This window comes from Pseudoalteromonas fenneropenaei (assembly GCF_042643375.1).
Classification (GTDB): domain Bacteria; phylum Pseudomonadota; class Gammaproteobacteria; order Enterobacterales; family Alteromonadaceae; genus Pseudoalteromonas; species Pseudoalteromonas fenneropenaei.
The window spans coordinates 1-19,281 of sequence record NZ_JBHRSD010000001.1 but is presented as its reverse complement, the minus strand read 5'-3'; the positions used below and the strand labels follow the sequence as shown (position 1 = coordinate 19,281).

At 46.0% G+C, this 19,281-nt stretch carries 15 protein-coding genes; 10 read left to right on the top strand and 5 right to left on the bottom strand.

What is annotated here, in order from left to right:
• Nucleotides 1–86 precede the first annotated feature (86 nt).
• Entirely contained in the window at nt 87–1,085 is a 999-nt protein-coding gene (locus ACFOEE_RS00075) for an AraC family transcriptional regulator (RefSeq protein ID WP_377119611.1), read from the top strand.
• A gap of 91 nt (nt 1,086–1,176) precedes the next feature.
• Here ACFOEE_RS00075 and ACFOEE_RS00070 read toward each other — a convergent pair whose 3' ends face one another.
• Nucleotides 1,177–1,587, bottom strand: coding sequence for a hypothetical protein (locus ACFOEE_RS00070; RefSeq protein WP_377119608.1), 411 nt, complete (start codon nt 1,585–1,587; stop codon nt 1,177–1,179).
• Between the two features lie 275 nt (nt 1,588–1,862).
• On the opposite strand from ACFOEE_RS00070, the gene ACFOEE_RS00065 reads away from it, so the two are divergent.
• From ACFOEE_RS00065 to ACFOEE_RS00055, 3 genes are all read left to right on the top strand, one after another.
• The gene (locus ACFOEE_RS00065) at nt 1,863–2,876 is read left to right on the top strand and encodes a hypothetical protein (protein ID WP_377119605.1); all 1,014 of its coding nucleotides are present in this window, start codon (nt 1,863–1,865) and stop codon (nt 2,874–2,876) included.
• A 192-nt stretch (nt 2,877–3,068) separates the two neighbouring features.
• Nucleotides 3,069–6,194 (top strand): tandem-95 repeat protein, encoded by a 3,126-nt coding sequence (locus ACFOEE_RS00060; RefSeq protein ID WP_377119603.1) that lies wholly within the window; start codon nt 3,069–3,071, stop codon nt 6,192–6,194.
• Complete coding sequence (locus ACFOEE_RS00055) at nt 6,188–6,610, top strand: hypothetical protein (RefSeq protein ID WP_377119600.1); 423 nt, start codon at nt 6,188–6,190, stop codon at nt 6,608–6,610. The genes ACFOEE_RS00060 and ACFOEE_RS00055 overlap by 7 nt, the downstream gene beginning before the upstream one ends.
• A 53-nt stretch (nt 6,611–6,663) precedes the next feature.
• On the opposite strand, the gene ACFOEE_RS00050 is transcribed toward ACFOEE_RS00055, so the two are convergent.
• From ACFOEE_RS00050 to ACFOEE_RS00040, 3 genes are all read right to left on the bottom strand, one after another.
• Nucleotides 6,664–6,963 carry a hypothetical protein gene (locus tag ACFOEE_RS00050; RefSeq protein WP_377119597.1) on the bottom strand — a complete coding sequence of 100 codons (300 nt, stop codon included), beginning with the start codon at nt 6,961–6,963 and terminating at the stop codon, nt 6,664–6,666.
• A gap of 111 nt (nt 6,964–7,074) precedes the next feature.
• Nucleotides 7,075–8,133, bottom strand: coding sequence for a M48 family metallopeptidase (locus tag ACFOEE_RS00045; RefSeq protein WP_377119595.1), 1,059 nt, complete (start codon nt 8,131–8,133; stop codon nt 7,075–7,077).
• Nucleotides 8,134–8,138: 5 nt separating this feature from the next.
• Nucleotides 8,139–9,185, bottom strand: a complete 1,047-nt coding sequence (locus tag ACFOEE_RS00040; RefSeq protein ID WP_377119592.1) for a YjgN family protein — start codon at nt 9,183–9,185, stop codon at nt 8,139–8,141.
• 134 nt (nt 9,186–9,319) lie between these two features.
• Between ACFOEE_RS00040 and ACFOEE_RS00035 the strand changes: the two genes are divergently transcribed.
• The 6 genes from ACFOEE_RS00035 to msrB all read left to right on the top strand — a co-directional run bounded on the left by ACFOEE_RS00035 (nt 9,320) and on the right by msrB (nt 17,379).
• Nucleotides 9,320–10,051, top strand: a complete 732-nt coding sequence (locus ACFOEE_RS00035; protein WP_377119589.1) for a TrmH family RNA methyltransferase — start codon at nt 9,320–9,322, stop codon at nt 10,049–10,051.
• A 48-nt stretch (nt 10,052–10,099) separates the two neighbouring features.
• A complete protein-coding gene (locus ACFOEE_RS00030; protein WP_377119586.1) occupies nt 10,100–13,492 on the top strand; it encodes an AAA family ATPase in 3,393 nt (1,130 codons plus the stop codon).
• 26 nt (nt 13,493–13,518) lie between these two features.
• Nucleotides 13,519–14,223, top strand: a complete 705-nt coding sequence (gene zipA / locus ACFOEE_RS00025; protein ID WP_377119584.1) for a cell division protein ZipA — start codon at nt 13,519–13,521, stop codon at nt 14,221–14,223.
• 87 nt (nt 14,224–14,310) lie between these two features.
• Nucleotides 14,311–16,329, top strand: coding sequence for an NAD-dependent DNA ligase LigA (ligA, locus tag ACFOEE_RS00020; protein WP_377119581.1), 2,019 nt, complete (start codon nt 14,311–14,313; stop codon nt 16,327–16,329).
• 88 nt (nt 16,330–16,417) lie between these two features.
• Nucleotides 16,418–16,909 carry a DUF2919 domain-containing protein gene (locus ACFOEE_RS00015; RefSeq protein ID WP_377119578.1) on the top strand — a complete coding sequence of 164 codons (492 nt, stop codon included), beginning with the start codon at nt 16,418–16,420 and terminating at the stop codon, nt 16,907–16,909.
• A gap of 20 nt (nt 16,910–16,929) precedes the next feature.
• Nucleotides 16,930–17,379, top strand: coding sequence for a peptide-methionine (R)-S-oxide reductase MsrB (msrB, locus tag ACFOEE_RS00010; protein WP_377119575.1), 450 nt, complete (start codon nt 16,930–16,932; stop codon nt 17,377–17,379).
• A gap of 3 nt (nt 17,380–17,382) precedes the next feature.
• Here the strand turns inward: msrB and ACFOEE_RS00005 are convergent, their stop codons facing one another.
• The gene (locus ACFOEE_RS00005; protein ID WP_377119572.1) at nt 17,383–19,014 is read right to left on the bottom strand and encodes a response regulator; all 1,632 of its coding nucleotides are present in this window, start codon (nt 19,012–19,014) and stop codon (nt 17,383–17,385) included.
• Between the last annotated feature and the right edge of the window lie 267 nt (nt 19,015–19,281).

Below are 19,281 nucleotides of genomic sequence, written 5' to 3'. Positions count from 1 at the left end.
GAAACTAGCTTATTGTGAAAATATCTGGCAGTCTTGCACTGTTACGCCGAATTTTTGTCATTTTGCGCCATGCAAGGAGTTGCACGATGAGTTCAACGTCTTATGCCTATTTTCAGAGTGTATTGTACTATTTAGCCACGCGAGGTTGTCAGTCTGATTATGCTTTAGCACAAATTGAATATACTTTGCCTGATAAGGCTCAGCGAGTGCCACTTAATGTATACCGCGCTTTGCTCGATTTTGCAGTAACAGAGTTGGATGAACCATTATTTGGCTTTTACCTTGGTCAACATATTCAGCTCGCCGATTATGGTGCGTTAGGGTATTTAGTGGATGCCTGCGCGAATTTAAAAGACGCCATTAAAGCGCTGCTGGCTTATGACGTCCTGGTGGCGGATATTGGTAAAGCTGAATTCGTCGAAGCAGAAAAATATGCTTGGGTTGGTTGGCAACTTGTGCAAAGTGCGCATAATAGTGCGTTGAATGAAGACGATAAACAGCTCATTTTGCGTAATATGACAGCTTGGGTTGCCACAGCAAGAAGGCTTCATCAGCTGGTATTTGCACCCACGCGGATTGAATTCAGTTTTCCACTCAATTCTGATGAAATCAGCACTTTAACGGCTTGGTTTGGTTGTGAAGTGCAAGGGAGCCAACCTGCAAACCGCATCTTGTTTCCAAATGATTATTTACACCTCCCCTTTAACAGCAATAATCCAGTGCTTTATCAAGCGCTTAAGCAGCTCAATGAGACGCAGCGAGGGCAATTACAACTGACTCCTAGCTTTGCCGAATTAGTACGGCAAACCTTACAACAACAATTGGATCTGAGGCATTGTAAATTACCTATTTTGGCAGCATCTCTTGGGATCTCCACTCGACATTTACAACGTAAATTGAATGCAGAGCAGTCGAGTTTTGCGGTGCTACTGCAAGCTGAGCAGCAGCGGCGTGCAACATTGCTGTTAGGCACATTACCGCTTGCAGAGTTAGCTTGGCATTTAGGCTTTGCTGAGCAAGCGGCCTTTAATAAGGCGTTTCGACGTTGGTTTGGCTGTACGCCAAAAGCCTATGCTAAAAAATAGCGTTATGTTCATCAACCGGACGACTTAGGTGTTTATGCTATAAACCACTTAAATAGAGTATGGGTTGTTTTTTGGCGCAGTATTTCGCAAGTTAAACTTGGCTTTGTGCTCGTAGCCATGCCAGAGCATCTTGTTCGCTAATAAAACTTTTAAGGCTGATATTGTGATCCGACGCAAATAACTCAATAAGGTCGCTTTTATAGTCAGACAAATCCACTATTCTAGCCACGTTTAAAACGCGTAATGTGGTTTCTAAGGCGTGTAATACGCGCACAACGTCGCTGCCACTATAAGACAAAGTCAGGGACTTAACATCTAACAGCAAATTGCTCAGGTTATCTTGTTTAATATGCTGACGAATATCTTCATACATAGCTAAAACATCATCAGGTTTGCCAAAACCTTTGGCAACGACTTTGAGACACATCGGATTGACACCTAGAGAGATGCTATAGGAAAACCGCTGTGAGAACGCTTCGTCACTAAAAGGTTTATCAGTCATAACAGCAGAACGTAATTGCGAATGGTTAGGTGTGTTTAGTCTAGCTTAAAATTGGACTGGATTACTAATCATGCATATAAGTGAGCTGCTGATGCTGAAACTTGGGTAAATTAAACTGCATATATATGCTTAAAAAATTAATTTTAATTCATCCATTCGTCGTTGATAATTGCACCTTCTACCTGAATTTGATACAAGGCTCTAGAGAAATTAAGAGTTGTAGATGTGTTGTGAGATTCGCTAGTTTAAAACTCATCGCAGGATCATTTTGCTGTTTGTTGAGCTTGCAAAGTTGGGCCAATATCGACTTAGCCAAATTGCGTCAGCAATTTACTAAGGAGCCTCAGCAGATTATTGCTCAGTGGCCACATATTCAATCACTGCCAGCTTCTTCTGGAGCCTTCCATGCTATGACTTGGGTTATCAGAGCCGCTGCTGTCACAGGTAATTTAGCGAACTTTGAGCAAGTAGCGGAACAATTAAGATTGCCAAAATGGCAAGCTTATATCCGTAGCAGTGAGCATAAATTATTGAACAATTTGGGTATCTTATATCGCAATCGACAGCAGTTTGATTTTGCGGCAGCCAGCTATCAGTGTGCAGCAACGTTAGCTGCAAAAGCCCAAGACAGTAACGAGCAAGTGCGAATATTACTCAATTTGCATTCTACTTATCTTGCCTCAGCACAACGGGAAAAAGCCCAATTATTGTTGACGCAGATGGACAACTTACCGATTGAAGGGCGCCAACGCACGCGATTGTGGCATAAAGTGGCTAAAGACGCTCAACTACAAGGTGACTTTGCGCAAGCTGAAACCCTCTATCTCAAAGTATTCCGTGCACACAGCATAAATAAAGATAATGTTGGTGCAGCACGAGCGGGTCTAAATCTGCTGCATGTTTATATTGTTAGCGCTAATACGGATGCATTTTGGCGCTATCACAACACCATTCGCCAATATATTATGGATGTAGTAAAAAATAATCACGAATACTTGCTGCATTTGCAATTAATGGTCGCCATCAATAATTATCAAACTCACCCTTCCTCCGAAGAGCTAGAAAAAGCACGATTCTTCCTTTCCCAAGCGCAACGTTTAATGTCATTTGGTTTGCAAGATGAAATGCACCTTTATGGCCAGCTACTGAATGCAACGCAGCAAACGGCAAGTGAAACTTCGCAAAATATGCCCGTCAACACGGCGCTACAATCCAAAGACATCGCGAAAAGTAAAATGACGTCGACCCAACTGAGTCCAGTCTACAACTTTTATTGCCTCTCGCAGTAAAGATAGAAGGTACGTGAAATCTGTCGTATCTCTGCTAAGGTTGAGATGACAAATTGGTAACCTTGAATCTTGCGGGGTATAAAACCCCGCCTGCAGTGGAATTTATGCGTTCCTGAATTAGGGTGTGTGAGAATTCTCCTCTATACTTGCGCTTAATATCAATGTTTACACTAAATTAATAACGGATACGGTATGTTTCGATTGTTTTTACGTGCGACTTGGGGCTTAGTTGGCCTCAGCTCAATGGCTGCTTTCAATGTCGCAGCAAATAATCTTTGGTGGACACCTGTAGTTGCCAAACCTGCAGGGGGCATCGCAGAGCAGAATATCGCTGCGCAGCATTATTATCTCAATCGAACCTCCGCCGCTCAGTTGAGTGATCTCCTATTGCAATCAGGGCAAACGACTTTTGACCTTGAACTGCCAATGCCAGACGGCTCATTGGCACCTTTTAGATTAACTCACTCACCAGTTTATGCCCCTGAGTTGGCAGCAAAATTCCCCGTTTTTCGCACATTTAGTGGCTACCAATTAAATAATCCCGAGAACAATGGTCGCTTCGATATTACCCCACAGGGTTTTCACGGTAGTTTTATTTATCAAGGCAAACGCGCTTATATTGACCCGTATAGTCGACTTGATGCCAATACGCACATTAGTTATTTCCGTGAAGACGCCATCAATACGCAGCTGCTGCGTCAAGAACAGGCGGTAGCTCGCATCGGAGCTGCAGACTTTGGTGATACTCAGTTTCGCCAAGCGCGTGCAGGAGAGACGCTGAAAACTTATCGTATTGCGGTTGCTGCGGCTGGTGAATATACCGCATTTCATGGTGGTACTAAGGAATTGGCGCAAGCTGCCATTGTGACTGCCATCAACCGCATTAATGAAGTATACCAACGCGATTTATCTGTCCAGCTACAGTTAGTTGCCAATAACGATGCGGTGATTTTTACCGATGCAGCGACAGACCCATATGCCAATACTGACGATGATTTAGATACCAATCAAAGCGTTATGGAGAACAATATTGGTACGGCTAATTATGATATCGGCCATGTATTCAACACTGGCGGCGGTGGGGTGGCGTATCTTGGCGTAGTGTGTGACAACAACTATAAATGGGGTGGTATGACAGGCTCATCAAGCCCAACTGCCGATCCATTCGTAATAGATTACGTTGCCCATGAAATCGGCCATCAGTTTGCGGGGCAACATAGCTTTAATGGCACTGCCGGCGCTTGCTCTACGCGCTCTGCAAATGATGCTTATGAACCAGGCAGCGGTTCAACCATAATGGCCTATGCAGGGATTTGTGGAAACGAGAACCTACAGGCCAATTCCGATGCGTTTTTTCACGCACATTCACTTGAACAGATGCGTAACTTTATTGCCAACACTGCAATATGCGGCACCACAACGGCTCTCAATAACACTGCACCTGTGGTGAATGCAGGGAGCGACTACACCATTCCTGCCAACACAGCGTTTAAACTCACAGGTAGCGCTACTGATGCTGAGAACGACGTGCTCAGCTATTCGTGGGAACAGTTCGACTTAGGCACTGCCTCCAATAGTAAAGCGACCATGGTGGATGACGGCAGTCGACCTATCTTTCGTGCTTGGCAACCAAGTAATGAAGCGGTGCGCTATTTGCCCCGTTTAGCGAGTGTGTTGAGCGGTAGTCTAGTGACAGGTGAAGCTTATCCTACCACCACTAGAAGCTTGACGTTTCGACTGGTGGGCCGTGATGGTAAAGGTAATATAGCCTCAGACACCATGCAGGTTAACGTTATCGCAAGTGCTGGGCCGTTTGCGGTAACAGCTCCCGAGAGTGGTGCACTGTGGGATGAGAATAGCACGCCGAGCGTGACTTGGAACCCTGCCGGCAGTAACAATTCGCCAATCAATTGTAGCAATGTGGATATTTTGCTCTCCAATGATGGCGGCAACACTTTTAATACGGTATTAAAAGCAGCAACGCCTAATGATGGCAATGAATCCGTTGCTGTGCCCGGGCTGCAAACCAATCAGGCGCGGGTTCAAGTGCGCTGTAGCGACAACATTTTTTTCGCCGTAAATAATGGTAACTTTACGGTGCAAGGCAAACCAAATTTACTGCCGCCGCAGATTGTTGGTCAAACCAGTTTAAGCACGCCAGAAGATATCGCAGTGCAAATCAAACTCAGTGATTTACAAGTTTCAGATGCTGATAGTGACTACCCTGGGGTATTTACTTTGAGTTTGGGAAGCGGCAGCAACTATAGTGTTTCCGGCGACAAAATAATCCCTGCTGCCAACTTCAACGGCACTTTGTCAGTGCCTGTAAAGGTGAATGATGGCAAATTTGATAGCAATACCTTTAACCTCACAATCACAGTGACTGCAGTCAATGACGCACCAGTGATCACTGCCGCAAGCAGTGTTGTGGTTGACGAGGATACACGTTTTACGGTGGCGCAATCTGGACTTACGATAACTGATGTTGACTCACCAGCTAGTGCCTTGTCTGTAAGAATTTTGTCGGGTACCAATTATACGGTGGAAAATAACCAAGTTGTGCCCACTGCAAACTTTTTTGGGGTGTTAACGGTGCGCATCGTTGTCAGTGACGGTAACAGTGATAGCACACCTTTTAATTTGCCTGTAACGGTGCGAGCGGTGAATGATGCCCCAGTGATCACGGCACAAAAGAGCCTGACTGTTGCCGAAGATAATGCGCTCACTTTGTCGCTGAGTGATTTACAAGTTACGGATGTTGACAATGCTGCAAGTGACTTATCACTAGTGATTTTACCTGCGCAAAACTATACCGCCAGCGGTTTGAGTGTTACGCCTGCCAGCAATTTCAATGGGAGCTTAAACGTCTCTGTTGCAGTGAGTGACGGCAGTGCGCAAAGTAGCGCAGTGAACTTGGTGGTGAATGTTACTGCGGTCAATGATGCACCGCTTGCGAACAATGACAGCGCACAAGTGACTAAAGGCAGTGGCGCAGTAAATATTAATGTACTTGCCAACGATACAGATGTGGATGGAGATGCATTAACCATTAGCGCAATTAATTATAGTGGCCAAGGCACAGCGACCATCACCTCTAGCGGTATCAGTTATGCGCCAGCAGCGAATTTTGTTGGTAGTGAAAGTCTCACCTATACGGTTAGCGACCCAAGTGGTGCAACTGCGATGGCACAATTGACAATTACCGTCGCTGAGCCAAGCAATAACAGCAGTAGTAGTGGTGGAAGTATCGGATGGATGAGTTTATTGCTCTTGGCAATGATGGGCGTTTACCGCCAGGTAAGGAGGCTTGCATGCTAAAATTGTCTTTAACTGTACTCAGTATGCTTGGCGTGCTGAGTGCATGTAGTGATACGCAATCAGTGACCCAAGCAAATGACGAACCACAGAGGAATGAACAAGTGGAAAACCCGCAAGCACCAATCAGTTTGAGCTCTCCGGGAGAGCTGGCGTGGGTGGTTAATGCCGATGCAGCGAAAGATGTGGCGCAGGCGATAGCTAAACAGGATTTTCGCTTGTTGGCAGTAGCGGGCAGAGGCGCGATGGTGCCGGGGGTGCCGCTGGAGCAAAAAGACAGCTTAATTGCAAAATGCAATGTACGTTATATGCAAGGCACCAGTGACGTGCTCAAAGATAAACAGCAGCGTGAGTGGCAACAACGTGCTATCGCCTATGCCAAGCAATATAACGCGCTATTACTGCCGTTTTGTCAGTAAGCCAAAACTAGCCGGTGTGTCACTGCACTGGCTATCTCTTCAGTAAATGAAGCTTAATCTTTTGGGAATTTAACTCCGTATTGGCGGTGATACCATAGAAAGCATGGGATCTCGATAAGCGCATAGGTCAACAAGGTAAACCAAAACCAGTTTAAACTTAGACCAAAGAAACTCAATGTGACGTCACTGCCAAAATACACTGAGCCGATAACCGTTAACGACACCACAGAGGCAAGCACGTCTTGGTAGCTGATTTTACGCATGTCATTGCCAGCAAAACGCGGGTAAATTAGTCCGTAGGCCAAACACAAAATGATTAGATTGACTAAAACGATATGCCACTCGGCGCTCATGATGCCCTCTATAAACAACTAACTTTACCCTTACTACTGGTAGCCTATCAGCTACACCAAGTAATGCGGGGATATCGTCACGCTCAGCAAAAACAGCAAATAATTATTGAGTTATTCGCCACGATACTGACGTGCTACGATTATCCTATCTGTTGTGCTTGGATGTGTCGACAAGTAGTTTTGCCAGACCGATGAATTTTCCGTCGTACTGAGTTCTGAGCTTTGAGTAATGGTGCTAAGCGCATTTGCGAGAGCTTCGCCAGATAAACCAAGTTGATACAAACGGCTAAGCGCGTACCTGTCTGCTTCCCACTCCATTTGCTGCGAAAATTGTTGCTGCACATAGACACTGCCGGTGCCAATTACCAATTCAGCGACACTCTCTAAATCGCCAAACAACAACGCAAAAGTCAGTGACGCAAGCGCCGATTGTGCCGCCATTCGCGCACTGTGGAATTGCTCAACATGGCCAATTTCATGCAATAAAATTGCGGTTAAGGCATCTGGCTGGGATGCGAGTTTGTTTACAAGGTCATCTGTGACTATCACATCGCCGTTGGGCAGAGCCAAAGCGTTGGCTCCTAAGGTTGATGAGGCGTAAAAATACAAGCGATATTGCCGAGCCGGATGCAATCCGTTCGGGGATTGCTGTAATTTAGCTAGAGTGGACTGCCAAAGCGTATTGAGCTGTGATTGTTGTTCAAGCTTGATTTCGCTGTCGCTCAGCATCGCCAAGGTTAAAAAGTGATGAGCTTGTTCACCCATCTCAGTAATTACCGCATCTGGCATCACTTTAGCGCTATGTAGCGCTACTTTTGGGATAAGCACAGTGACTAACAGCCAAATTAATGCCGGCACTGCCAGTACCGCAAAAATGGCTGCGAAAGGGTGGTTTTCAAGTTTGGCTACACAGGTTTCGAAACGCGTTGCGAAACCTGTTGCTGATGCTTGGCTCGGCCAGCGAAAGTGCGCATCATCAGGCTCAAAGCGATCGCCCCCAGGTAAGGTTATTGCGGCAGGTAAGCCGGTAATAACTGCGTCAAACTTTAACTGCGCCCAAGCATAGTTTTCATCTGGGGTAAAACTCACGCCATGCTTGGTGTAAGTGAGCTGTACCGTTTCTACGTGGCTTTGACCCGCGCGATAGCGTTTACCTGAGAGTGTTTCCATCGTGCTTAACCAAGCGACACATCAACATCAAAGAGGTTCGCTGCTTCGTCGGCAAACGCACTTTGCTGCTGTTGTTCAATATCTACGATGTGATTTAAGTCGCCAACAAGTTCTAAGCAACTATGCTCCGCTAAAAAGTGTGCTTTTCTGACTTTGGCCCACGGGTAGGCCAAACCACAAGTAAACACAATAGCTAAGGCGTTGGTGAGTAACAGCAGTGCATAATCCAAAGGTTCGATGCGAGAGCCAAGATAGCCAACATTGTCGATTTGTGCATGGTTAAAAATATGATTACGAATACGGCCTTGATATAACCCTGCAATAAAAGAAACAAATGCAAAATTGAAAGCAAAGAGAAATACTGGCAGCATAAAACCTGAGTTTTGTAAGTTACCAAAGGCGGCAAACCCCACCACGCCGATGGCAAGTAGCAACGCAATACAGACTAAGAAACACAGCAACACGGTTTTATAATATTCACCGCCCGACAGCTCAACATTAAATGCACGGTTACCATACTGAATATTGTTATGGATATAGCTATCAATGCGTTTGATTACATAAGGTAAGAGCAAATACAGAGTGAACAGACTGACAAACGGCAATACCACAAAATTGATAAACGCTTCGCTATAGTTACCGCGAAACGAAAAATGTACATTGCGGTAGCGCGTCATGCGCATATTAAAACTCAGGCCTTGGTTTACCATCCAAGGGGTCAGCACCACCAAAGCCAACGCGAAAACGGCGCCGAGCAATGGCATAAAATGTGCGCTTAACAGGTAAATGGCAAAAAAGCCGACCGCTAAAGCCCGTCCTTTTAAAATTTGTAATGGCGTGGCCAAATATTCAAAACGGTGGCCTTCAATACTGGTATTGCCATAGAAGTAGCGTTTATTACGCACGGTTGCCCAAGCAGAATAAACCCCCAAAGTTATAATAGTCAGGAAGATATTGACTATCCAAAGACGAAAATAAGTGGCGGCATCGCCAGTGAATTTTACCGGTACAACACGTGAAGAAGTGACGTGTTGTGGAAAATGTGGTTCCATGTGAAGTTGTCCCTAATTAACTGCCGAACTAATCTAATCAATTTGGCTGATTTTTGCAACAATCCAAAAGGTTGGATTATTTCGCTTCTATCTGAGAAAAAGGTATACTCTCAAGATTACATTGTGAGGTGTTCATGGCGTCAAAAAATCAACTAAAACATATTCGTGCACTAGGTCAGAAAAAGTTTCGCAAAGAGTTTGGCCAGTATTTAGTGCAAGGTGAAAAAAATGTCCTTGAGTTACTCGCAGCGGGCATTGAGATAGTTGAATTATTTGCAACGCCTCAGTTCATTACTACACATCAAGCGCAATTGCGTCAGGTTAATGTGATCCCTTGTGATGAAGAAAGTTTAAGTAAGGCTAGCACTTTGGTCAGTAATAACGCTGCCATTGCCATTGTGGCATTACCAGCAGAGCCTGCCATCGACAAACGGGGTTGGGTATTAGCCTTAGACGGCGTGTCTGATCCGGGTAATTTGGGAACTATCATCCGTGTTGCCGATTGGTACGGCTTTAAGCAAGTGGTACTAGGTGAACAATGCGCTGATCCATTTAATCCTAAAGTGATAAGTGCGACTATGGGTTCTTTTGTGCGGGTAGCGGCGATTCGTACTAACCTTAATACGTTTTTAGCGCATTATAATGGGCCAATTTATGGCGCTTACTTGGGGGGAGAAAACGTCCACCAAGTTGCGTTTGGTACTCAAGGCGTGTTGGTGATGGGCAGCGAGTCGCATGGTATCAGCAGTGAAATTGGAAAGTACATTTCTCATAAAATCACCATTCCTGCCTTTGGCGGCGCTGAATCGCTCAATGTGGCGATGGCCACGGGTATCATAGTAGACAATATTAAGCGGCACGGTTAAGGTAAGCAGCATTGATTTATTCATGCTCAACCTAATTAAAATAACAACATGCGGTTAAGTAGCATCAAACTGGCGGGATTTAAGTCGTTCGTAGAGCCGACCAAAATCCCGTTCCCAGATCAAATGACTTGTGTGGTCGGCCCAAATGGCTGTGGCAAGTCCAATGTCATTGACGCGGTGCGCTGGGTGCTGGGCGAAAGTTCAGCTAAAAATCTGCGTGGCGACGCCATGACCGACGTTATTTTTAATGGTTCAACCCATCGTAAACCCGTTTCGCAAGCCTCAGTTGAGCTGCATTTTGATAATACTTCAGGGCAGTTGCCCGGTACTTTTGCTGAGCGTAATCACATTGCCATTAAGCGGGTGGTCACGCGTGACGGGCAATCACTTTATTACCTCAACGGTAGTAAATGCCGCCGTCGGGATATTACGGATATCTTTTTAGGTACTGGTCTTGGGCCACGCAGCTACGCCATCATCGAACAAGGTATGATCTCGCGGCTAATTGAGAGTAAGCCGCAAGAATTGCGGGTGTTCCTTGAAGAAGCTGCGGGAGTGTCAAAATACAAAGAACGCCGCAAAGAAACCCAAACCCGCATTAAAAGTACCCGTGACAACTTGGAGCGGTTACTGGATGTGCGTCAAGAGCTGCAAAATCAACTCAGCAGATTATCCGTGCAAGCAAAAGACGCGGCCACTTATCGTGAGTTAAAAGCCGAAGAACGTACCTTAAAAGCTCAGCTGGCGGTGCTGAAATGGCAAAGTTTACATCAACAGCAGCTCATTAAATCAGAACAAATCAACGCCTTGCAAGGTGAGCTCGATTTTCTCAAAACGGCTCATGGCGGTCACGAGGATGTGCTTGGTGCGTTAGAAACTGAAGTACGTCATTTTGCCGATGCGTTAACTGTGATGCAGCAAGCCCAGCATCGCACCCACATGGAATTAGCCAAAGCAGAGCAGCAAAAGCTGCATCTCAACGACAAACTGCGTAGTTTGCAGATTAATATCGACAGCCAAGTACGGGAACTTGCTCAAGCACAAGAATTAGTGGCGGTACAAACTGAACATGTCGATGATATTGCCATGCAAGTTGAGTTGGTGTTGGAAGATGTTGCGATTGCGCAAGCTGAGCGCGATGATTTAATGCAGCATCAAGCCACCCAGCAAGAGTCATTACGTGCAGTACAGCAGCAAGCTAAACTTGCCGCTCAAGCACTGTTGCAAAGTCGTGAGGCGGTGCAACAAGGTCAAGCATCAAAGCAGCACTTAACGCTGACTATGCAGCATTTAACGCAGCAGCGTGAACAATTGGTGTTACAGCAACAGCAAATGGCGGCAGATGACCCAAGCGAAATGTTAGCTGCAGCTCAGCAACAGCAACGTTTACTCACCCAGCAAATGGCGAAAAGCCAACAGCAGGGTTTACAGCTTGAACAGCACATAGAGCAACAGCAACAGCGCAAACAGCAACAAGAACAGCAACACACGCGACTACAGCAACAAATCACAGAGCTAAGTGCCAAGCAGCAAGCTTTGCAAACTGTGCTGGAGGAGCAAACTGAACATGGCGCAAGCAGCTTTTTAGCTGAATTGCGCGTCGTGCCAGGTTTTGAAATTATCGTTGAGCGCGCACTACTTGGGTTTACCGACTTAATGCCAAGCGCTGAGGCGGCAGCCAATGCGGTATGGGCGCTTAGCTCAGTCGCTCAACCAGGTTCAGTCGCTACTTTGGTCGAAAGTGGGATATACCCAGCGATTCTCAATCACATTCAGTGGTGCCCACAAGGTCAAAACAAACACAGCAAGCCAAGTGGCAATTGGTTGTTGGCAATCGACGAGGCAGGCTGTTTATACGGCGAAAACTTTGCGCAAAGCTTGCCCGCAGGCGACAGCAAGTTACGTCAGTATCAAACCTTGCGGGAGATAAGCGTGCAATTACCGCAATTGGCAGCCGAGCAGCAAGCAGCAGCACAACAAATCCAACAGCTTGTAAAAGCGCTGCAAGCAGAGCACGCCAAGCTTGCTGAAAATCGGCTTGAAGTACATGATTTAGCACAGCAAATTGCCGCTAATAAGACTCGCATTGGACTGTATCAGGAACAGCAGCAGCAGTTTATCGAGCGTAGTAAAGTGCTGTTACAACAACAGCAACACTTAGACCTTGAGCTACAAGCACAGAACGAGCAGCTTGAAGCGTTAGAAATGCAACTTGCTAACCAGCACAAAGAGTTGGCGCAAGGTCAAGTTCAGGCGGATGTCACACAGCAAGCGCTCGAACAGGCCGAGCGAGCGGTGCAAGACGCGGTGCGGCAAGCTCAGCAGCATCAGCAAAAACTCCATGACCTAGACTTACAAGCGCAGCGTGTACGTAGCGACCTTGCCCTCGCGCAAGCCAAATTGACTCATTTGCAAGATGATATTCAAAGTGCTGGAGCGCGTATTGAGCAATACCGCGACGAGCAAAGTGACTGTCAGGAGCCTTTGCTCGAATTAGAGTTGCGGATTACCGAGTTATTAACCGCGCACAGTGAGCAGCAAGCACAAGTTGAAAAACTGACTGAGCAGCAGCAAAGTGCGCGCGATACCTTAAGCGACAAGCAGGCATTACTTAAAAACGCCAGTAGTCAGCAAACACAACTGCAAGAGCAGCTACAAGTACTGAAGCTAGATGAGCAAGGCTTACTATTAAAAGCGCAAGCTGCGCTTGAGCCACTTAACGAGCTAGGGCAAACCCTCAAAGCGGTATTAGATACTTTACCTGATACCGCAGATGCTAATAAACACCAGTCTAGACTGAGCTTTATCAGCAAAACTTTGAACGAACTTGGCGCGGTAAACTTAGCGGCCATTGATGAATTTAGTGAAGCACAAACTCGTCAGCAGTATTTAGACGGTCAATTAAACGATTTAACCCAAGCTTTAGAAATGCTAGAAGGGGCAATACGGAAAATCGACCGTGAGACTAAAGCCCGCTTTAAGCAAACCTTTGATCAAGTGAATCAAGATTTGAGCGAACTATTCCCGAAAGTATTTGGCGGCGGCAGTGCGTACCTAGAATTAACCTCAGATGACATGCTAGAAAGCGGTGTAACCATTATGGCGCGCCCTCCGGGTAAGAAAAACTCGACAATTCATTTGTTAAGTGGTGGAGAAAAAGCGCTGACCGCATTATCATTAGTGTTTTCAATATTCAGGCTAAATCCAGCACCGTTTTGTATGCTGGATGAAGTTGATGCGCCGCTTGATGATGCAAACGTCGGTCGGTTTTGCCGACTGGTTGAAGAAATGTCACAATCGGTGCAATTTATTTATATCAGCCACAACAAAGTCGCCATGGAAATGGCGGGGCGCCTAACTGGTGTGACCATGGCGGAACCCGGTGTGTCGCGAATGGTGGCGGTAGATATTGATCAAGCTGTGCAAATGGCACAAACTTAGAGAAAAGCAACAAGAAAAGGTGAGGAATGACCACAGAATTAAGATGGGCGTTAATTGTGATCAGTGCTTTGGTGATTGGCGGATTGTTGATCCATGGTTTATGGTCTATTCGTCGTAAAGAGCGTCCACAAACTCCGAGTATCAAAGAGCAGTTAAATTCATCACCAGCAGAGCCAGTGATAAATGTTGACCGTGATGCGGAACCTGAATTAGGTGATATCAAACTAACCACCAATGATGATGTTGAGCCAGTTGCAAAGGTAACCAAAGAGCCAGAGCAGCATGACGAAGTTGCCGCTCAGGATGAAGCCGCAGCGTTGCCGCAAGACTTTATTATTCTCCACATCCAAATGCCAGAAGGGCTAACCATGGCAGGCTCCAAGCTATTGCCAAGTGTGTTAAGTCTTGGCTTTAAATATGCACCTGAAGGTTTCTTCAACCGCCATGTTGAACCTTCTGGTAATGGCCCGGTAATGTTCCGCTTGGTGAACATGTTTAATCCGGGCACGTTTGATATTGATAACATGGAACAGTTTAGCACCGCTGGCGTTAGCTTATTTATGACCTTACCTTGTGAAGGTGACAGCTTAGCTGCGTTTAACATGCTGCACAGCGCTGCGAAAAAACTTGCCGAAGAATTTGGTGCTGAAGTACTTGATTCAAATCGCGAACCATTGTCGGTAGCAACTGTTCGAACTTATGTGGAAAAAGTGCGCGAATACGCCGCTTAAGCCAGTATTTTTACGGAGCACGCGCTCCAATAATAAAGCCGCTTTGCCGTGATTGGTGGGTGGCTTTTTTATCATTTAGAGGTCGCCATGTCTGAGTCTATTTTGCAGCAGATCCACACGTTACGTGCGCAATTAGAAGAATTTAACTACCAATACTATGTATTGGATAATCCCACAGTACCTGATGCTGAATATGATAGGGTGATGCGTGAATTAACTGCGCTGGAAGCAGCCCATCCAGAATATCAAAGCGTCGATTCACCAAGCCAGAAAGTGGGTGGCATGGCATTGGCAAAGTTTGACCAAGTCACCCATAGCATCCCAATGTTATCGCTGGATAATGCCTTTGATGATGCGGAATTTACCGCTTTTAACCGTCGTTTAAAAGAGCGTTTGCTCGTAAGCCAAGACGTGGCATTTTGCTGTGAGCCTAAGCTTGATGGTTTAGCGGTGTCTATTGTTTATCGCGACGGTGTACTTGTCCAAGCCGCCACCCGTGGTGATGGTCAAGTAGGTGAAAACATTACAGAGAATGTCAAAACTATTCGTAATGTTCCGCTGCGCTTAAGAGGCGAGAATTTGCCTGCGGTACTTGAAGTGCGCGGTGAAGTGTTTATGGACTCAGCTGGATTTGCGCGGCTAAATCAAGACGCGCAAGCCAAAGGTGATAAAACCTTTGCTAACCCAAGGAATGCCGCTGCAGGCAGTTTACGTCAATTAGACCCGAAAATTACCGCCAAACGTCCTCTGAGCTTTTATGCCTATTCAATCGGTCTAGTTGAAGGTGTGACGTTAGCTGAAACTCATCACGCGCAGCTGATGCAGTTAAAAGATTATGGTTTGCCGGTATGCCCGGAGATCAAGCTGGTCAATGATAGCCAAGCTGCACTGGCATACTATCAAGACATTCTTGCGCGTCGTGCGGCACTGCCTTATGAAATTGATGGCGTGGTGATCAAAGTCAACAGTAAAGCGCAGCAGCAGCAGTTAGGGTTTGTGGCGCGCGCGCCACGTTGGGCTATTGCATTTAAATTCCCCGCGCAAGAGGAATTAACTCAGCTGTTAGATGTTGAGTTCCAAGTAGGCCGTACCGGGGCAATTACGCCGGTGGCGCGCTTAGAGCCTGTCTTTGTCGGTGGGGTAACCGTCTCTAATGCGACCTTACATAACGGCGATGAAATTGACCGATTAGGGGTCAAAATTGGCGATACGGTGATCATTCGCCGCGCTGGGGACGTGATCCCGCAGATCACCCAAGTGATATTAGAGCGTCGCCCGTCGGATGCGCGTGAGATTGTTTTCCCTGCGACTTGTCCGGTGTGTGATTCACATGTCGAAAAGATTGAAGGGGAGGCGGTAGCGCGTTGTACCGGCGGTTTAGTATGCCGAGCACAACGTAAAGAGGCGATTAAGCATTTTGCCTCACGTAAAGCGCTCGATGTGGACGGTTTAGGTGACAAGATTGTCGAGCAACTAGTCGACCGCGAACTCATCAAAACGCCGGCGGATCTATTTAGCCTGCGCCAAGGTCATTTCGAATCGCTAGAGCGGATGGGGCCAAAGTCAGCGCAAAATCTGGTAGCAGCGTTGGAAGCGGCTAAAACCACGACCTTAGCCAAGTTTTTATATGCGTTAGGTATTCGTGAAGTCGGCGAAGCGACGGCGCAAAATATCGCGAATCACTATCGCACGCTTGAAAATATCAGCGCCGCCTCCATTGATAGCTTACAAGAAGTGAGCGATGTGGGCATCGTAGTTGCAAAGCATATTCATGCCTTCTTCGCTGAGCCGCACAATCAAGCGGTTGTGAACGAGTTGCTCGCACAAGGTATTCACTGGCCCGTTATAGCAGAAAAATCGGCGGCAGAAGCTCCTTTAGCCGGTTTAACTTATGTACTGACCGGCACCTTAAGTCAGCTTAACCGCGACGATGCGAAAGCGCGCTTGCAGGCGCTTGGTGCAAAAGTGGCGGGCAGTGTATCAAAAAATACCGATGCGCTCATTGCTGGTGAGAAGGCTGGTTCGAAACTTACCAAAGCAGCAGAACTAGGCGTGCCAGTGTTGGATGAAGCGGGACTGATAGCACTTTTCGCTGAGCACGAGTAAATCAGACAGACTCACTGTCATGAAAGTGCACTAGCCTAGTTGTTAGCGCACTTATTTGACCATGAGTTATTTATAAAGTGATGATGTAATGCGACATTTTGGACCCGAGTACTGGGATAAATATGGGGTGTATCGAGCGCCGTTAGGGTTTAACTTAACTTTGGTGGTGTTACTACGTGCCTATATACTGTGGGTGATAGCCGCGGTCACGCGTCAACCAGAGCTGGACTTAATGTCGCTGTTTTACAGTCATAAGCAACATTTTTTTATTGCCCTTGGCATTGCCAGTATTGCATTAATTCCTGCTGTGGTGTTCTCGCTTCGGCGTCCAACAGCATCAACTAAATTGGCACCGCTGTGGCGTAATATGCGTTGGCCTTTGATCCTGTGTGCAGTGGTTGATTTGGCTTGGCTGATTTGGCAAGCGCAGCAAAGTCATTATCAATTTTCTGGTTATATTGCTGGGCAAATGCTGCTGGTAAGCTGGGTGCTGCTGTATTTAGTGAAAAGCCGCTACCTGCGTTACTTCTTTAACGATTGGCCAGATCCTGAAGTTACTGGTTCGTCAAAATCTCAATAACTTTAGTCAATGAGGTCGGTATGCTAACTTGGTCTTCAATTCTTAATTTTGTGAAAAATGGTAATCCCACGCCAGAGCGCCGGGTTGAAAAGTCTGAACAAGAATGGCGTGGTGTATTAAGCCCCGAAGTATTCCATATTACTCGTAATAAAGGCACAGAGCGGCCGTTTAGCTCATCAAGCTGTACGGTGTTTACACCGGGGCAATATCAATGCGCATGCTGTGAAACTCTACTGTTTGATGCCAGTGAAAAGTTTGATAGTGGTTCTGGTTGGCCCTCATTTACGCAGCCTGCCACAGCTGAAGCGGTCGCTTACAAAGCGGATAATACCTATGGCATGCAACGAGTAGAGATTGTGTGTAATGTCTGTGATGCGCATTTAGGACATGTGTTTCCAGATGGGCCGAAACCCAGTGGTCTGCGCTACTGTGTGAATGCTTTGTCCCTTGATAAACGTGAGCTTGAATAAGAGTTAATTGACGGATAAACCCATTTCTTTCATTTTCACTAAAATCAGCTCGAAGCGCGCGAGTTGTTCAGGCTCTAATTGGGCTTCATGTAAAGTTTTTACGCAGCGTCCGGCAAGGTTAGAGTTAAACGTCTGACCTTTCTTGCTGCTATTGTCGAGCAAGCATTGCAGCAAATTGAGCGCTATACCTGAGTTTTTCGGCATTATACGGAATGCCTGAGTAAATGCTTCCAACGCAACTTCAATCTGGCCACGGTTAAATTGATTCACCGCATGGTTGTTTAGCTCCCTAGGCCCCATAGTGATGTCTTTGCGCTCAGCTTGTTGCTGTTGCAAGTAGTGCATCATCACTGGGTCGTCATGTTGCTTATGGCGTTCACAATGGCTAATTATTTGGCTAAATAAAGTTTGAGCTTTATGTTGAAACCCCAGCTCATGAAACGCTTTGGCTTTATCAAGGGCAGCATCAATAGAACGAATATGAGGTTCGTCTTCTAATTGTTCCATCAGCCGCCGAGCTTTTTGATTTTCATCTTTCAAATAATATAATCGGGCATTGAGGACATCGATTTGCGCCTGATTTTCGGCATGCGGAAACTGATGCTTAAGCTCTTGTAAATATTGCTGAGTTTGGCGAGTAATGCGCGCGATTTGCTCGGTTTGATCGGTACTGAGTGCGAAATCAATACCAGCACGAACTGCGTTGAGATAAATGTCTGGGCTATCGTGAATTGAGTTTTTGGCATAACTAGCAATGTCTTTTTGTGCCAAATAACTGCGCTCGTAATCATGATTAATTTGCGCTACCCGACTAAGCGACTTTTGTCGCTCAATATTACGCGGTGCCATTTGTGTTGCTTGAGTTAAAAAATCTTGAGCTTGTTCAAATTGATTGAGTTGGATCTCTAGACGACCCAATAAATCAAGGGCGATTAAGCGCGTTTCACTACGTTCGAGCAAGGTTTTCAACATGCGGTGAGCTAACACATGTTCGTTATTAGCGATAAGTGCCTCAACTAACCCTATTTTTGCCCAAGTGAACTTTTGTAATTCTAAAGCCGATTTAAAAAACTGTTTGGCTTCTTCGAGGCGTTTAAGGCGCAAAAGCGCATCGCCTTTTAAGCGCAACAACAAGGCACTATAAGTGTGATCCTTGTTATCTAGTTCAGCATCAATAAACTTCAGCGCTTTTGAATCGTTGCCGTCATCAATAAAGGTGAGAATTTTCTTTAATGCACGTTTACGTTTGAGGACGCGTTCAATGCGTGATTTAAGGTCATTAATAGTAAAAGGTTTAACAAGAAAATCATCAGGCTGTAGCTCAAGCACGCTATGGACGAGCGCACCGCTGGTTTCGGCGGAAATAAAAATAAAGCCAGTCACATTGCGGATCAAGCGTTTACTTTTTAGCTCTTCATAGAGTTGGTAGCCATCTTGCTTTTTGCTGAGATCGAATGAGCAAATAATGAGTTCAAAAGCTTCAACTTGGCACATCTCTTTGGCTATCGGTGCACTTTCGGCAAATTGCACATTGCTGAAATCTAACCGTTCAAGAGATTGTTTCATATAGCTAAGTGCGAGGGCCTGTTCCTCAACGATTAAGATCTTGGCGTCGGTCAGATTGGGTATTGCCATCTCGCACATTTTATTTCGTAAAAACAATACCAAACAGTCTAGTCGTTTCCCGCTAATTTGGGAATAGGGCGGCTAATGATGTGGTGTTTAGTCATTCACTAACTGCAAATAAATGTTGGTTAAAGTGTGGGCAGAAGATAGATCTGAATTGGATGATTAAAGTGATGACGAACTTGGGTTTGGAAGTGATTTGCTAAATAGAGTAGATGGTGGGTTGTACTGGACTTGAACCAGTGACCCTCGCCTTGTAAGGGCGATGCTCTCCCA

Excerpts from the sequence above, each read along its gene's own strand:
- ACFOEE_RS00075 (WP_377119611.1), top strand. The coding sequence starts at position 87 with ATGAGTTCAACGTCTTATGCCTATTTTCAGAGTGTATTGTACTATTTA.
- ACFOEE_RS00070 (WP_377119608.1), bottom strand. The coding sequence starts at position 1,587 with ATGACTGATAAACCTTTTAGTGACGAAGCGTTCTCACAGCGGTTTTCC.
- ACFOEE_RS00060 (WP_377119603.1), top strand. The coding sequence starts at position 3,069 with ATGTTTCGATTGTTTTTACGTGCGACTTGGGGCTTAGTTGGCCTCAGC.
- ACFOEE_RS00055 (WP_377119600.1), top strand. The coding sequence starts at position 6,188 with ATGCTAAAATTGTCTTTAACTGTACTCAGTATGCTTGGCGTGCTGAGT.
- ACFOEE_RS00050 (WP_377119597.1), bottom strand. The coding sequence starts at position 6,963 with ATGAGCGCCGAGTGGCATATCGTTTTAGTCAATCTAATCATTTTGTGT.
- ACFOEE_RS00045 (WP_377119595.1), bottom strand. The coding sequence starts at position 8,133 with ATGGAAACACTCTCAGGTAAACGCTATCGCGCGGGTCAAAGCCACGTA.
- ACFOEE_RS00040 (WP_377119592.1), bottom strand. The coding sequence starts at position 9,185 with ATGGAACCACATTTTCCACAACACGTCACTTCTTCACGTGTTGTACCG.
- ACFOEE_RS00035 (WP_377119589.1), top strand. The coding sequence starts at position 9,320 with ATGGCGTCAAAAAATCAACTAAAACATATTCGTGCACTAGGTCAGAAA.
- ACFOEE_RS00030 (WP_377119586.1), top strand. The coding sequence starts at position 10,100 with ATGCGGTTAAGTAGCATCAAACTGGCGGGATTTAAGTCGTTCGTAGAG.
- zipA (WP_377119584.1), top strand. The coding sequence starts at position 13,519 with ATGACCACAGAATTAAGATGGGCGTTAATTGTGATCAGTGCTTTGGTG.
- ligA (WP_377119581.1), top strand. The coding sequence starts at position 14,311 with ATGTCTGAGTCTATTTTGCAGCAGATCCACACGTTACGTGCGCAATTA.
- ACFOEE_RS00015 (WP_377119578.1), top strand. The coding sequence starts at position 16,418 with ATGCGACATTTTGGACCCGAGTACTGGGATAAATATGGGGTGTATCGA.
- msrB (WP_377119575.1), top strand. The coding sequence starts at position 16,930 with ATGCTAACTTGGTCTTCAATTCTTAATTTTGTGAAAAATGGTAATCCC.
- ACFOEE_RS00005 (WP_377119572.1), bottom strand. The coding sequence starts at position 19,014 with ATGGCAATACCCAATCTGACCGACGCCAAGATCTTAATCGTTGAGGAA.